Source organism: Hyunsoonleella sp. J2K-J805 (genome assembly GCF_057167125.1).
Window position 1 is genome coordinate 515,844 of the sequence record NZ_CM169901.1, and the last position, 13,359, is coordinate 529,202.

General features: G+C 35.5%; 12 protein-coding genes. 8 read left to right on the forward strand and 4 right to left on the reverse strand.

Annotation, left to right across the window (positions count from 1 at the left end; translation table 11 throughout):
* Positions 1–3 precede the first annotated feature (3 nt).
* The gene (locus AC1B0Z_RS02330) at positions 4–702 is read right to left on the reverse strand and encodes a hypothetical protein (RefSeq protein ID WP_483793938.1); all 699 of its coding nucleotides are present in this window, start codon (positions 700–702) and stop codon (positions 4–6) included.
* Between the two features lie 151 nt (positions 703–853).
* A complete protein-coding gene (locus AC1B0Z_RS02335; RefSeq protein ID WP_483793939.1) occupies positions 854–1,450 on the reverse strand; it encodes an acyl carrier protein phosphodiesterase in 597 nt (198 codons plus the stop codon).
* A 77-nt stretch (positions 1,451–1,527) separates the two neighbouring features.
* Here AC1B0Z_RS02335 and glmM point away from each other — a divergent pair, with 77 nt between their 5' ends.
* Positions 1,528–2,916 (forward strand): phosphoglucosamine mutase, encoded by a 1,389-nt coding sequence (gene glmM / locus AC1B0Z_RS02340; RefSeq protein ID WP_483793940.1) that lies wholly within the window; start codon positions 1,528–1,530, stop codon positions 2,914–2,916.
* Positions 2,917–2,948: 32 nt separating this feature from the next.
* On the opposite strand, the gene AC1B0Z_RS02345 is transcribed toward glmM, so the two are convergent.
* A complete protein-coding gene (locus tag AC1B0Z_RS02345; protein ID WP_483793941.1) occupies positions 2,949–3,839 on the reverse strand; it encodes a lysophospholipid acyltransferase family protein in 891 nt (296 codons plus the stop codon).
* 62 nt (positions 3,840–3,901) lie between these two features.
* Between AC1B0Z_RS02345 and AC1B0Z_RS02350 the strand changes: the two genes are divergently transcribed.
* The 5 genes from AC1B0Z_RS02350 (at position 3,902) to cmk (ending at position 9,576) form a co-directional block, all read left to right on the forward strand.
* Positions 3,902–4,573, forward strand: a complete 672-nt coding sequence (locus AC1B0Z_RS02350) for a rhomboid family intramembrane serine protease (RefSeq protein ID WP_483793942.1) — start codon at positions 3,902–3,904, stop codon at positions 4,571–4,573.
* Between the two features lie 159 nt (positions 4,574–4,732).
* The gene (gene lon, locus AC1B0Z_RS02355; protein ID WP_483793943.1) at positions 4,733–7,183 is read left to right on the forward strand and encodes an endopeptidase La; all 2,451 of its coding nucleotides are present in this window, start codon (positions 4,733–4,735) and stop codon (positions 7,181–7,183) included.
* Positions 7,167–7,691: a LysM peptidoglycan-binding domain-containing protein gene (locus AC1B0Z_RS02360; protein ID WP_483793944.1), complete on the forward strand. Its 525-nt coding sequence runs from the start codon at positions 7,167–7,169 to the stop codon at positions 7,689–7,691. Before lon ends, AC1B0Z_RS02360 begins: the two co-directional genes overlap by 17 nt.
* Positions 7,692–7,764: 73 nt before the next feature.
* A complete protein-coding gene (porQ, locus tag AC1B0Z_RS02365) occupies positions 7,765–8,784 on the forward strand; it encodes a type IX secretion system protein PorQ (RefSeq protein WP_483793945.1) in 1,020 nt (339 codons plus the stop codon).
* A 96-nt stretch (positions 8,785–8,880) separates the two neighbouring features.
* Positions 8,881–9,576 carry a (d)CMP kinase gene (gene cmk / locus AC1B0Z_RS02370; protein WP_483793946.1) on the forward strand — a complete coding sequence of 232 codons (696 nt, stop codon included), beginning with the start codon at positions 8,881–8,883 and terminating at the stop codon, positions 9,574–9,576.
* Between the two features lie 52 nt (positions 9,577–9,628).
* On the opposite strand, the gene AC1B0Z_RS02375 is transcribed toward cmk, so the two are convergent.
* The gene (locus tag AC1B0Z_RS02375; RefSeq protein WP_483793947.1) at positions 9,629–10,006 is read right to left on the reverse strand and encodes a LysM peptidoglycan-binding domain-containing protein; all 378 of its coding nucleotides are present in this window, start codon (positions 10,004–10,006) and stop codon (positions 9,629–9,631) included.
* Positions 10,007–10,353: 347 nt separating this feature from the next.
* Here AC1B0Z_RS02375 and rpsA point away from each other — a divergent pair, with 347 nt between their 5' ends.
* A complete protein-coding gene (rpsA, locus tag AC1B0Z_RS02380) occupies positions 10,354–12,186 on the forward strand; it encodes a 30S ribosomal protein S1 (protein ID WP_483793948.1) in 1,833 nt (610 codons plus the stop codon).
* A gap of 634 nt (positions 12,187–12,820) precedes the next feature.
* Entirely contained in the window at positions 12,821–13,330 is a 510-nt protein-coding gene (locus AC1B0Z_RS02385; protein ID WP_483793949.1) for an IS110 family transposase, read from the forward strand.
* Positions 13,331–13,359 lie beyond the last annotated feature (29 nt).

A 13,359-nucleotide genomic window follows, 5' to 3' on the forward strand; every position in this document is an offset into this window, starting at 1 on the left:
GAATCAGTCGGTTTTGATATCGGATATCTCCATTCCAAAATATAGGATTTTATGAAAGGTTGGGAGTTTTATACCAGTTTCTGCAATTTGCCAATCGCTCCATGTAGCCGATAGGCCATCAATTGGTGTTTTTGAGTCCCACATATTAAAACTATTGGGCTTTCCATAAGTATCAAAATGCCATAAGTACGAGGCATTGTCATTGTAAGTAACCAAAAGGCCATTTTTATTGTCAGGAAATGCAACGAGCTTTCTTGTAACACCTTCGTCAAATACCTGAAATGGTGCGATTAACCAAAAAACATCATTGTTAAAATAGTTAAGTGCTTTTTCAACCAATTCTTCTCCCATGTCGCCTTCAATGGTAAATCCATGCACGTAGGCCTTACTTTCAGAGTGATCTTTTAAGTCAAGCCTAATTTTATATTCTTTCCAAAACACATCACAAATCCCCTTGGTTTTTTCCCATTCGTAATGGCGCCTGTTTTTAAAGGTCCATTCAATATAATCTGTACTTGCGTAGGCTTCGTAATTTAATGCCACTAGCATTTTGGTGGCTAAATCGTCAGCGGGTTTTCCCTCGGTGCCATAAGGTAAGTCCTGATGGTTTTTAAAATAGATAAAACCGAAAAAAAGAAGGCTTGGAAGCGTTAAAAAAATAACAACTCCAAGTATGAGCTTTATTGGTTTTTTTAGTTTCATTGTTTAAAGTAGATTGAGGCTTCTACGGGTCTAAAGTATTAAATACCTTTGTTTTAACCGAAATAATAGAAATATATTCGATAGATGTTAACTTACATCGATATTATACCTAGTTCTGGGGAGTTTGTCCATGAAAAATGCGTTTCATAATTTAGAGTTCCTTTTCTAAAAATAAGCGTTTTTTTGTAGAAAAAGTTACTAATTCCTCGAAAAACATAGTGAATTCATCTTCAAATTCAGTATAAAATTTTTCAAGTTCATTTATTGCTTTGTCCATACCAGAACGAAATTTTGTCCTTCTATTCATACCATTCAAAACTCTAGAAATACCATCAATATAAGCATAACTTACCAACCAATTATCAGCAATCATGTAGGGTGTCATTTTTTGAATTCTTGGTGGTAAAATTTCAAAGTTATCATTTAACGAATTATAAAAGCGCTCAACATAGATATGTAATGGGATATTACAATATTTATCCCAGTTTTTTGCTAAAAAATGATCATAAAGAATATCTACAATTATTCCTGAATAATGTCCATACTTTTCGTGTAGGCGTTTCGTGCTCTTTCGCACAGTATCATGGGCATCGGTAAATGTATCGATGTGACGGTGCAACATAATACCTATTTGAATATCGCGAGGGTATTTTTTATAGCGATTCCCTTTAATGCCATCAGCCATAAAATTTCCAATGGTGATCAAATCATTTTCTCCAGACAAATAAATATGCGCTAAGTAGTTCATTCGTGAAATTTACAAATTCCAGTTTTACAAATACGATTTTGAAACTGTATATTTGTGCCAAAATTGAAAATAACGATATGACACTAATAAAATCTATTTCAGGAATCCGCGGAACCATTGGCGGTAAAGTTGGTGAAAACCTTACGCCCATTGATGCGGTAAAATTTGCAGCTGCCTATGGTGCATGGTTAAAACAAAACCGTAAAAAGGAAAACTACAAGGTTGTGGTAGGACGGGATGCCAGGATTTCTGGAAAAATGATTCAAAGTTTAGTGATGCAGACTTTGGTAGGTCAGGGAATTCATGTTGTAGATTTGGGTTTATCTACAACACCCACGGTTGAAGTTGCTGTACCTATGGAGCATGCTGATGGAGGTATTATTTTAACCGCCAGCCATAATCCAAAACAGTGGAACGCTTTAAAGCTTCTAAATGAAAAAGGAGAGTTTTTAGATGCCGTTGAAGGTGAGAAAATTTTAAAATTCGCCGAAAGCAGTGATATAACATTTGCTGATGTTGATAGCCTTGGAAAAATCACAAAGAACAAGGCCTATTTTGATTTGCATATTATTGAGGTTTTAGATTTACCATTAGTGAATGTAGAAGCCATAGAGAAAGAGCGTTTTAAAGTGGTGGTTGATGGTGTTAATTCTACTGGAGGAATAGTGATTCCTTTGTTGTTGGAGCGATTAGGTGTTCACGTTATAAAACTCTATTGTGAACCTAACGGACATTTTCCACACAATCCTGAGCCATTAAAAGAACATTTAACTGATTTATCTGATGCCGTGAAAAAGCACAACGCAGATTTTGGTATTGTGGTAGACCCTGATGTGGATCGTTTAGCGTTTATGGACGAAAATGGCGAGATGTTTGGTGAAGAATATACTTTAGTGGCTTGTGCAGATTATGTGTTAAGCCATACACCCGGGAATACGGTGAGCAATATGAGTTCTACAAGGGCTTTAAGGGACGTTACCGAAAAACATGGCGGGATGTATGAAGCTTCAGCAGTAGGTGAAGTAAACGTGGTTAAGCTTATGAAGAAAAACAAAGTAGTGATTGGTGGGGAAGGCAATGGCGGTATTATTTATCCAGAATTGCATTATGGTCGTGATGCTCTAGTTGGTATTGCTTTATTTTTAAGTTTACTAGCTGAGAAGGGCATGAAAGTAAGCGAATTACGAAAAACTTACCCCAACTATTTTATGAGCAAAAAGAAAATACAGTTAACTCCGGACTTGGATGTTGATGGTATTTTAAAAGCTATGGAAAACCGTTACCAAAACGAACAATTAACCACAATTGATGGTGTGAAAATTGACTTTTCTGAAAGTTGGGTACATTTACGCAAAAGTAATACCGAACCTATTATTAGAATTTATACCGAAGCAAAATCTCAGGAAGAAGCAGATGATTTAGCAGATAAATTTATTGAAGAGATTGATGCCATAACAAACGCTTAAAATCTTAAATCGTTAAAAAAGTTTAAAAGCATCTAAACGTCTTGTTTAGGTGCTTTATCTTTATGCTTCCACCTCTTATGCGTCCACAAATAGTATTCTGGTGCCTCACGTATTTGATCCTCAACCAATTTTAGGAAAATATCTGTTATTTGATAATCTTCAAATTCTTTTGGTGTTAGCGTAATAGTTTTAAATGTGGTTTCGTAATAGCCACGTTTTTCTTTTTTCACTTTAAAGAATACCACAGCCATATCTAGTTTTTTTGCTAGCATTTCTGCGCCGGTATGCACGGGCACGTTCACGCCCATAAATTTATTCCAATGGAAAGCCTTATCAAGCTTAGGAGATTGGTCTGACACAAACCCATTAATTGACATAACTCCTTCTCTTTTTTCTTGAATTAGTGTTGGGATAATTTCTTTAGTAGCAACCAAATAGCTATTATACTTCGCTCTTATGCGTTTAACTAATCTGTCAAAATATTTATTCGCTAATGGTTTGTAAACTGCATTTCCTCTGGATTTCACATACGTTTGAAGAATGAAAATCCATTCCCAGCTTCCATAATGGGCGCACATCAAAATGATACTTTTATCTTGTGATTCGATGTTTTGTATAAGTTCAACATTAGTGAAAGTAAATCGCTTACGCATTTCATCTGTGCTAATAGTTAACGATTTGATGGATTCCACTATCATATCACATAAATGATGATAAAACACCTTGGTTATAGTTTTTATTTCTGTATCAGACTTCTCTGGAAACACCAAGTTTAGATTGCTTTTTACAACTTTTTTGCGATACCCAAACACCCGATATATTAGGATGTACAAACCGTCAGATACCGCATATAGCATTCTAAAGGGAAGGATGGATATAACATATAAAAGAGGATAAACCAGAATATAGGCTAGAAAATGCATTTATAAGTTTTAGCTTTGTAGGCGCAAAGATATGTTAATTTGATTTTAAACGTTTCTATCACATGGGGAATTTAGAGGTTATTACAATAGTACTTATTGCTGCAAATGTTATAGTATCCTATAAGGGGTTTAATGACTTTAGCTTTTTTGAAAAGTATAAGTTTAACGTTGGTGCCATTCGCCGTGGCGAGCAGGTTAGAATGTTTAGTTCAGGATTTTTGCATGCTGACACCACGCATTTGTTCTTTAACATGTTTGCGTTGTATCTATTCTCCGATTTGGTAATTTTTGATATTGGTAAGTTTTACTTTTTTGTGGTTTATATTGGCAGCCTAATTGCTGGTAACCTATTGTCGCTATACTTTCATAAAAATGAATATCATTACAGTGCTGTTGGTGCTAGCGGCGCAGTTACGGGTATTTTGTATTCTGCAATATTGTTAAGACCCGAGAGGGATTATTACTTTTTGTTTTTGCCTTCACGAATAGGTGATGTAGATCTAGGAATTCCAGGTTTTGTTCTAGGAATTGGGTATCTGTTATATTCAATTTATGGCATGAAGAAGCGTATTGGAAATATTGGTCATGATGCACATTTTGGTGGTGCTGTTGGCGGCTACTTTATTACCTTAATTTTAGTGCCTTCGCTGCTACAAACCAATTTATTAATGGTTGCTCTATTAGCCATACCTATAGTTGTACTTTTTATTTTGCAGAAATTGGGAAAAATCTAGTTGTTCATATATCTTATTGGCATAACTATTGAATTTAATAGTATAATGCAACAATTGATTTGATATTAAGTATTTGATTTACAGTTGTTTTCAATTATGTATAATGAATTTGAAAAAAGGTGAAAGCTGTATTAATGACAGAATGACCTAAATATCTATATGAAGAAATCTAATTTTATAACATTTGACAGTTTGTCATTACAGGAATTTGATGAGAACTCAGAATTAATTCCCTTAATGACGCCAGAGGATGAAGAAGCCATAAATAATGAAGAACTACCAGCGTCTCTTCCCATTTTATCATTGCGAAACACAGTGTTGTTTCCCGGAGTAGTTATTCCTATTACCGCAGGTAGAGATACTTCTATAAAGCTTATAAACGATGCTAATAAAGGGAGCAAAGTTGTAGGTGTGGTAGCCCAAAAAGATGAAACTGTAGAAAACCCAACTGGGAAGGATATATACAACACTGGTACGGTAGCTCGTATTCTAAGAGTTTTAAAAATGCCCGATGGCAATGTTACGGTTATCATTCAGGGTAAAAAACGCTTCAAGGTAGAACAAGTTGTTTCAGAGAAACCTTATATAACAGCAACCATAAAGGATTTACCAGAAGCTAAACCAGCACAAAAAAATAAAGAGTTTACGGCAATAATAGATTCTATAAAGGATTTAGCTTTAGAAATTATCAAGGAAAGTCCTAATATTCCAAGTGAGGCATCTTTTGCTATAAAAAATATTGAAAGCAATTCGTTTTTAGTAAATTTTGTGTCCTCAAACATGAATCTCTCAGTGTCTGAAAAGCAAGAGCTATTAGAGAATAATGACTTGAAGAGTCGCGCCTTGGCTACTTTAAAGTATATGAATGTTGAGTTTCAGAAGCTAGCACTTAAAAACGATATCCAATCTAAAGTTCAGATGGATATGAGCCAACAACAGCGCGAATACTTCTTGCACCAGCAAATGAAAACCATTCAGGAAGAATTAGGTGGTGTGAGTCATGATGCCGAAATTGACGAGATGATTGCTAAGTCCAAAGAGAAAATTTGGGATGAAAAAGTAGCGAAGCATTTTGAAAAAGAAGTTGGGAAACTACAGCGCATGAATCCGCAAGTTTCAGAATATTCTATACAACGCAATTATTTAGAGTTGTTTTTAGATTTGCCTTGGAATGAATTCAGCAAGGATTTATTCGATCTAAAACGCGCAAAGAAAATACTAGATAGAGACCACTACGGTTTAGATGATGTAAAACGAAGAATTATAGAATATCTAGCGGTTTTAAAATTGCGTAATGATATGAAGTCGCCTATCCTGTGTTTATACGGCCCTCCTGGTGTTGGTAAAACATCGTTAGGTAAATCCATCGCTGAGGCTTTGGGTAGAGAATATGTGCGTATGTCTTTGGGAGGTTTACGCGATGAAGCCGAAATTCGCGGACATCGTAAAACGTATATTGGTGCAATGCCAGGGCGTATTATCCAGAGTTTGAAAAAAGCTGGAACATCAAACCCTGTTTTTGTTTTGGATGAAATTGATAAACTATCAAACTCGCACCAAGGCGACCCATCTTCTGCAATGTTAGAAGTTTTAGATCCTGAGCAAAACAGCGAGTTTTATGATAACTTTCTTGAAATGGGATACGACCTTTCTAAAGTGATGTTTATAGCTACTTCCAATAGTTTAGCTACGATTCAACCTGCACTAAGAGATCGCATGGAAATCATAAATGTAACGGGATATACCATTGAAGAAAAGGTTGAGATTGCAAAGCGTCATTTATTGCCAAAGCAATTAAAAGAGCATGGTTTAGATGCATCACATTTAAAGATAGGGAAACCCCAGTTAGAAAAGATTGTTGAAGGTTATACAAGGGAATCTGGAGTGCGCGGTTTAGAAAAACAAATAGCTAAAATGGTGCGTTTTGCAGCCAAAAATATAGCTATGGAAGAAGATTACAATATTAAAGTAACGAATGAAGATATTGTTGAGGTGTTGGGAGGACCAAAACTAGAACGGGATAAATATGAAAACAATAATGTAGCTGGAGTTGTTACTGGTTTAGCATGGACAAGCGTTGGTGGTGATATTCTATTTATAGAATCTATTTTATCGAAAGGTAAAGGAACGTTAAGCATTACTGGAAACCTTGGTAAGGTAATGAAGGAATCCGCTACCATTGCTATGGAATTCATAAAATCCAACGCTGATAATTTTGGAATCAATCCAGAAGTTTTTGATAAGTACAACGTGCACATTCATGTTCCCGAAGGAGCAACACCCAAAGATGGCCCAAGTGCAGGTGTAACTATGTTAACATCTTTAGTATCTTTATTCACGCAAAAGAAAGTTAAAAAAAGTTTCGCCATGACTGGAGAGATTACCCTTCGCGGAAAGGTTTTGCCTGTAGGTGGTATTAAAGAAAAAATCCTTGCGGCGAAACGCGCTAGGATAAAGGAAATTTTACTTTGTGAAGATAACAGACGGGATATTGAGGAAATTAAACCAGAATACCTTAAAGGCTTAACGTTTCATTATGTTACAGATATGAGTGATGTCATAGATATAGCAATTACAAATCAAAAAGTAAAGCATGCGAAAAAATTATAAAGTATTATTGGCATTTGGAGGCTTGTTACTAAGTTTATCTTTAAGCGCTCAAACAAAAAAAGTAATTTATAAGGATGTGCTTTTAAATGGTAAACCGGCAAAACTGAATTTATCCACGGGTGAGTTTATTGTAGAAAACACTAAAGGTGCCGATACCATAAGACCATCAGAGCAAAATGAGCACTTGTCTAAGGATAAAAAAGATTTTCATTTTGTAAAAAAAGGCGAAACGCTATTGCAACTCGCGGAACAATACGGCTCATCATTAAATGAGTTAAAAAAGGCAAATAACTTACAGACTACACTTATAGCTCCAGGTCAAAAACTTCGCATAAGAAACTTTGATAAGCTTGAAAAAGAAGTTATTGATAATATCTGGATTGTAAAGAAAGGACAAACACTGTATTATATATCAAAAAAAACTAATGTTTCGGTAGAGCAAATAAAACGCCTAAATGGATTAAAGAACAATACTATTGGTATTGGCCAAAAGCTGTATATTAAGTAGAAAATTTACTTAAAAAAAATAAAAGGCACATACTACCGTTTTAAGATAGATTCCTTTACTTTGTGCCGTAAATATGCTAAGGAAAATTATCGCTTTTTTTTGTTTGTTGAGCGCTTCGCTTGGGTTTTCGCAGGTAGGAGGCGAAAGCACTTATCAGTTTTTAAACTTAGTATCATCTCCACGACAAGCTGCTTTGGGGGGAAAGGTATTTACTAACGTAGATTATGATGTAACCCAAGGCTTATTTAATCCGGCAACTATAAATGTTGAAATGGATAACCAGCTAGCATTAAATTATACCAGCTATTTGGGAGATATAGGTTATGGTACAGCATCATACGCATACACCATAGATAGACGAACCCAAACCATACATGGCGGCATTACTTATATTAATTACGGGTCGTTTGATGGCTATGACGAAAACAACGTTTTTACCGGGGCATTTACGGGAAGTGAAACGGCTTTATCGGTTGGTTATGCGCTGCAAATAGGGTATTCAGATTTTTATTTCGGAACAAGTTTAAAATTAATCACCTCAAAATTAGAGCAATATAACTCTTTTGGGGCTGCGGTAGATTTAGGATTGTTATACATTGATGAAGATCTCGATTTTCATGCGGCGCTAGTGGTTAGGAATTTAGGTTCTCAAATCACAACCTATGCAGGACTAAATGAACCATTACCTTTTGAGGTTGGGGTAGGCTTATCTCAACGTCTGGAGCACGTCCCCATAAGATGGCACATTACTTTTGAAAATCTTCAAGATTGGCCAATTGCACGACCAAACCCTGCAAGAGTTACGAGCGATTTGTCAGGAAATCAGACGCAGGAAAAAATTGGTTTTGTTGGGCAATTAATAAGGCACACCATACTTGGGGCTGAACTGTTTCCCGAAGGTGGTTTTAATATCAGATTAGGCTATAATTTTCGTCGTTCTGAAGAATTGCGTATTGTAGACCAACGCAATTTTTCAGGGCTTTCGGCAGGTTTTTCAATAAAACTTAATAAAATGCGCTTTAGTTATACGCATGCAAAATACACTAGTGCTGCTAATTCTAATTTTTTCGGATTACAAATTGACTTACAGTAGTATAAGCGTCTTTAGCCTCAAGCAAAACGTATTTAAAGTTACCATGCTTTTAACTTTAGCCCACATTAAGTACTTTAGCCACTTGAAACTCGCATAATGAATAAAATCACCATTGCCATAGACGGTTACTCTTCAACAGGTAAGAGTACAGTCGCAAAACAAATTGCAAAAGAATTAGGCTATGTATATGTAGATTCTGGTGCAATGTACAGGGCAGTTACGCTTTATGCCATTCAAAACGGATTGATTTCTGAAGATGATTTTAATAAAGAAGCCCTAATCTATCAATTAGAAAACATTGAATTAACGTTTCAGTTTAATGAGGACCTAGGGTATGCCGAGGTGTATTTGAATGGAGAAAATGTAGAATCTAAAATCCGCACTTTGGAAGTGTCTGGTTTTGTAAGTACTATTGCGGCAGTTCCCGAAGTACGGCAAAAATTAGTAGCTATTCAAAAAAGGCTGGGTGAGGATAAAGGTGTAGTGATGGATGGGCGAGATATTGGAACGGTGGTATTCCCTAATGCTGCACTCAAAATTTTTATGACGGCCTCTTCTGAAAAACGTGCAAAACGTAGATATAACGAACTCTTGGAGCGTGGCGATAAGATAACTTATGAGGACGTTTTAAAAAACGTTACAGAACGCGATCATATAGACACCACCCGAAAAGATTCTCCTTTGATAAAAGCTGAAGACGCCATTGAAATTGACAATTCTAATTTATCACTTGATGAGCAATTCGAAAAAGTACTGCAACTAGCCAAAATTACCATGGAAGGCATGGAATAAAAAAAAGGACACTTTTTAAAAAAATGCCCTTTAAATTTTATTTCTGAGAATTTTACAAATTCGGAATAATCAATTCCTGGTCTGGATGAATTAAATCAGGATTCTTTAAAATATCAGAATTCGCTTTAAAGATATCTTGATATTTTGATGCTTTTCCATAATACTGAATGGCTATTTTTCCTAGCGTTTCTCCACTCTTTACAGTGTGACGATGGTATACACTCTCATCTGCAACCTTTATGTCTGCCATAATATCTGCTGGGTTTTCACCACCTATTTCTTTAATCTTATCCCAAAGTAGGTCTTTTTCGTAAGGTGTACTTGCAGTACCAGTTACTTGTAGCTGTCCGTTTTCTTCTTTAACATCTCCATTTTGGATGTTCAGCGATTCTCCTAATTCTAAAACCGCTTGATATTTAGCTCTTACCATGATTTATTGTTTTTAGATAATTAATTTTCGGATGAACAATATAATAAATAATTCTTTCTAATGCGCTAATTATACTTCTATATCTTCATCTAAATTTAAGACGCCAAAACTACTTACAAGTCACACTTATTTTTTTAAGTCTGAATTAGGCTAATTATCTGAAAATGTATATTTTTGCACTCCTTTTTAGCGCAGTATCGAAAAGATAAAAGGGAACGAGAAAAACAATTTTATAACACTTCTGTGTGTTAAGCGGTTAACTTTTCGAAACATACAGAATACAAACGCGATGAGGTGGCGTTTCCGTAAAAGTGGAAATCTTAGCAACGATTCGCAGATTTTATTAAATGGCTGAAAAAGCAAAACAAGCAGAGGTTGAAGCAACTGAAGCACAAACCGCTGAGGCTCCTGTAGTATCAGAAGCTCAAGCAAATCCTGAAAAATTCTTAAAAGAGTTCAATTGGCACAATTACCAAGAAGGTATTGATGAGGTAGATGACAAACAACTTGAAGAATTTGAAAAATTAGTAGCAGAAAATTTTGTTGACACTTTAGACGACGAGGTTGTTGAAGGTACAGTAATACACATCACAGATAGAGATGCGATTATCGATATCAATGCAAAATCTGAAGGTGTAATTTCTTTAAATGAATTTCGCTACAATCCAGACTTAAAAGTAGGGGATAAGGTAGAAGTATTAATTGATGTGCGTGAAGATGCAACAGGACAATTAGTATTATCTCACCGTAAGGCCCGTGTAATTAAGGCTTGGGACAGGGTAAATAAAGCTCACGAAACTGGTGAAATCGTTAACGGTTTTGTAAAATGTAGAACTAAAGGTGGTATGATTGTAGATGTATTCGGTATCGAAGCCTTCTTACCAGGTTCTCAAATTGATGTTAAACCAATTAGAGATTACGATCAGTACGTAAATAAAACTATGGAATTTAAGGTTGTAAAAATCAACCACGAATTTAAAAACGTAGTAGTTTCTCATAAGGCACTTATTGAGGCTGATATCGAGGAGCAAAAGAAAGAAATCATTGGTCAATTAGAAAAAGGTCAAGTATTGGAGGGTGTTGTGAAAAATATCACATCTTACGGTGTATTTATTGATCTTGGTGGTGTTGACGGATTAGTGCACATTACAGATTTATCTTGGTCTAGAATCAACCATCCAAACGAGATTGTAGAATTAGATCAGAAATTAAATGTTGTAATTCTTGATTTTGATGAAGATAAATCTAGAATCCAATTAGGTCTTAAGCAATTAAGCAAGCACCCATGGGAAGCTCTTGGAGAAGAGGTTAAAATAGGTGATAAAGTAAAAGGTAAAGTGGTAGTCATTGCAGATTACGGTGCATTTATCGAGGTTGCTGATGGTGTTGAAGGTTTAATCCACGTTTCTGAAATGTCTTGGTCTACACATTTGCGTTCTGCGCAGGATTTCGTTTCTGTAGGAGACGAGATTGAAGCTCAAATTTTGACTTTAGATAGAGAAGACCGTAAAATGTCTCTTGGTATCAAGCAATTAACTCCAGATCCATGGACAGATATTACGGCAAAATACCCATTAGGTTCTAAGCACACAGGTATTGTACGTAACTTTACAAACTTTGGTGTATTTGTTGAATTAGAAGAAGGTATCGACGGATTAATTTATATCTCTGATTTATCTTGGACTAAGAAAATCAAGCACCCATCAGAGTTTTGTGCCGTAGGAGACAAGTTAGATGTTATTGTACTTGAGTTAGACGTTGAAGGACGTAAACTAAGTTTAGGACACAAGCAAACTACTGAAAATCCTTGGGATAAGTATGAAACTGAATTTGCTTTAAACACTACGCATACCGCTGCTATTACTGAGATAGTTGACAAAGGAGCTACAATAGAATTTAACGAAGATATCGTTGCTTTCGTGCCACAACGTCACTTAGAGAAAGAAGACGGTTCTAAGCTCAAAAAAGGTGAAGAGGCAGAATTCAAGATTATTGAATTTAACAAAGAGTTTAAGCGTGTAGTAGCCTCTCATGCTGCTATCCACAAAGCTGAGGAAGCTGCAAATGTAAAAGCTGCTGCTAAAAAGCAAGCTTCACAAGCTGCAGAAGCGAAACCAACTTTAGGTGATGCTAACGATGCTTTACAAGCTCTTAAAGATAAAATGGACGGGAAGAAGTAATTCAACCACCATTTAGAAATTAAAAAAGCGACTGTTCACTGAGGTTCTCGAAGTGTGGTCGCTTTTTTTGTTTGTCATTCAGAGCGAAAGCGAAGAATCTCTGTTTATGAGTAAAAGATTCTTCAGTCGTAAACTTCGTTTATGTATTTTCAACCAAAATATATTTTGATTTCAATAGCCTTCTGAATGACAGCATTGTTTTAGATTTATTTGGGCGTTACCCTCGAAGAAACTTTAGAACGATTCATGGAAAATTCTTCCTCGGGTCGGGCTTGTAGTTTATCCTGAGCGGAGTCGAAGGGCCATATCTTTTTAAAAAATACGTCATTGCGAGGAGGTACGTCGTGGCAATCTCAAACACGTAATTTCTTTGTGAAATTTATCTATTCAAAGTTTTAAAAAGGATGCCGCTACAATCCCTAACCTTTAGTTTGTATTCAGAGTAAAAGTTACCTTTATTCAAAAGAAAACAGAGGTGAACTATATCCCTAACTAAGATAGACTTAGCGCGCGTATCAGTCCTCTGTTTTCGGTTTGAATATCCGTTGAATTGCTTCAAATAGAATAGTAGATAAAAGCTCTAATAAAGGTTCTAAAGAAGTTCAACATTTTTAATTTACTTAAGGTTAAAATTATGAAAAATTATTTGTTTCACGTAGGTATTGACATTTCAAAATTAAAACTAGATGTTGTTATGGTTAATAAGAATGACATCAGCCAAAAAGATCATTTTGTTGTTGCTAATAATGCTAAAGGTTTAAAGGGTATGCGTCTTAGGTTAAAACAGGGCGGTGTTGATTTTGAGAACACCTTATTCTGTTTTGAAAATACAGGGGTTTATACCTTTCCATTAAGCTGCTTTTGTTTTGATAACAATTTTGATTATTGGATTGTTCCAACAGTAGAGATTAAGCGATCCAAGGGTATATCACGAGGTAAGAGTGATAAGTCTGACGCAGGTGATATTGCATTTTATAGTATTAGGAATATAGACAAGCTTAAACTTTCAAGTATTCCAGAGAAAGAAATACAGCAGTTAAAATTGCTTTTTACAGAACGCGAGAAACTCAAAAAATCACTTTTACTATTTGGAATGACTAAAGAAAATAAAGATTTTATCTCGCCCGATGTAAGCTTCCCATAAAACCGAACTGTTTAAAAGTATAAAAATAG

Bases quoted from the DNA above. Each gene is read 5' to 3' on its own strand.
- lon (WP_483793943.1), top strand. From the start codon at position 4,733: ATGAAGAAATCTAATTTTATAACATTTGACAGTTTGTCATTACAGGAA.
- porQ (WP_483793945.1), top strand. From the start codon at position 7,765: ATGCTAAGGAAAATTATCGCTTTTTTTTGTTTGTTGAGCGCTTCGCTT.
- AC1B0Z_RS02335 (WP_483793939.1), bottom strand. From the start codon at position 1,450: ATGAACTACTTAGCGCATATTTATTTGTCTGGAGAAAATGATTTGATC.
- rpsA (WP_483793948.1), top strand. From the start codon at position 10,354: ATGGCTGAAAAAGCAAAACAAGCAGAGGTTGAAGCAACTGAAGCACAA.
- AC1B0Z_RS02360 (WP_483793944.1), top strand. From the start codon at position 7,167: ATGCGAAAAAATTATAAAGTATTATTGGCATTTGGAGGCTTGTTACTA.
- glmM (WP_483793940.1), top strand. From the start codon at position 1,528: ATGACACTAATAAAATCTATTTCAGGAATCCGCGGAACCATTGGCGGT.
- AC1B0Z_RS02350 (WP_483793942.1), top strand. From the start codon at position 3,902: ATGGGGAATTTAGAGGTTATTACAATAGTACTTATTGCTGCAAATGTT.
- AC1B0Z_RS02385 (WP_483793949.1), top strand. From the start codon at position 12,821: ATGAAAAATTATTTGTTTCACGTAGGTATTGACATTTCAAAATTAAAA.
- AC1B0Z_RS02375 (WP_483793947.1), bottom strand. From the start codon at position 10,006: ATGGTAAGAGCTAAATATCAAGCGGTTTTAGAATTAGGAGAATCGCTG.
- AC1B0Z_RS02330 (WP_483793938.1), bottom strand. From the start codon at position 702: ATGAAACTAAAAAAACCAATAAAGCTCATACTTGGAGTTGTTATTTTT.
- AC1B0Z_RS02345 (WP_483793941.1), bottom strand. From the start codon at position 3,839: ATGCATTTTCTAGCCTATATTCTGGTTTATCCTCTTTTATATGTTATA.
- cmk (WP_483793946.1), top strand. From the start codon at position 8,881: ATGAATAAAATCACCATTGCCATAGACGGTTACTCTTCAACAGGTAAG.